Origin of the sequence: Acidiphilium sp., from assembly GCF_049977125.1 — a bacterium.
In the GTDB taxonomy this organism is placed as follows: Bacteria; Pseudomonadota; Alphaproteobacteria; order Acetobacterales; family Acetobacteraceae; genus Acidiphilium.
In genome coordinates, this window is sequence record NZ_JBMFGY010000214.1 from 1 (window position 1) to 1,127 (window position 1,127).

At 65.4% G+C, this 1,127-nt stretch carries 1 protein-coding gene; it reads right to left on the bottom strand.

The annotated features are described in order from the left end of the window. Positions 1 to 121: 121 nt before the first annotated feature. The gene (locus ACP5E6_RS16880) at positions 122 to 1,000 is read right to left on the bottom strand and encodes a hypothetical protein (RefSeq protein WP_427956125.1); all 879 of its coding nucleotides are present in this window, start codon (positions 998 to 1,000) and stop codon (positions 122 to 124) included. Positions 1,001 to 1,127: the final 127 nt, after the last annotated feature.

The window sequence follows — 1,127 nt, forward strand, 5'->3', positions numbered from 1 at the left end:
CGGAACAGTTTTTCCGCCGGATCCCCCGCGATGCCGGCAACCTCGGCGGCGCGAAGGAATTCGTCCTGGGCGTTGCGGATGATCGCGTCAAAATCCTGCGCCTGATCGACAGTGCCGGCGATCACGGTATCCATGACGCAACCCCGCTGAACCGGTGGTTCATCTGATCGAGCCAGGTGTGGAGCCTTGCGTGATCGAAGATACCGAGCTGCGGTTCGCTGTGGCCCTCCAGCGCCTCGTAGAACCGGCACTGGCGGCTCTCGATCGCATCGGCCGCGAACAGCCGGGGCATCCAGAGCTGGATGCTGTTGCGGGCGACTCTCTGGAAACCCGGAGAGTCGATCAGCCGGGCGAAGGCATTACGGCGGGTCTGGCCGATCTGGACGCTGACCTCGTTGAGCACCAGGGCCTGGGCGGTGGGCATGAAGCCGCGTGAGGCGAGGGTGAGGGCGGGGGTGAGATCCTCGGGCTGGGTGCCGAGGAGGTAGAACATCACCGGCGCGATCCCGGCGGCTTCCAGATTGGCGGCGAGATCGGGCATTTCGGTGGCGAGGGCGCGGAGGGTGGTATCGCCACCGCCCAGATCGATGATGGCGGATTGTCTTGCGGTGACACAATGCTCGAGGAGTTCCTGGAGCCAGGTGGTGACGCCGGCGGCATTATCGGTATCGGGGCGGGCGACATCGGCGAAATAGCCGGAGAAGGAAGCGTTGGAGGGATCGATATCGGCGAGGAGGACCGAGTGTCCGGCGCGGAGCGAGGTTTCGGTCAGCCAGCGCAGCAGGGTGGTCTTGCCGGTCTTGCCGCGTCCGGCCGCGAAGATGATCTTGATCTCACCCGAGAGGTCCACCCCGGTTTCGATCGGGGGTTCGGGTTCCCTCTGGGGCATCAGCGCGGTGACATCCTGGGCGCGGGCCGGGATCGTGGTGATGGTGTTGCGGTTGAATTTGACCGGACTGCCCATGGCGGGCTGAGCGGCGGGCGAGGGGGCGTCGGCCATAGGCGGTTATCCTTTCATTCGGGAGATCCAAACAGGCGTTGATGGAGAGCGGCGCGTTCGGCCAACTCTTCCGGGGTCGGAGGCGGGGCGGGTTGCTGGGTTTTGAGGCTGACGGGTTTGAACCGGG

What these genes read in the sequence shown, in the direction of transcription:
- ACP5E6_RS16880 (WP_427956125.1), bottom strand. Translation starts at nt 1,000, where the DNA reads ATGGCCGACGCCCCCTCGCCCGCCGCTCAGCCCGCCATGGGCAGTCCG.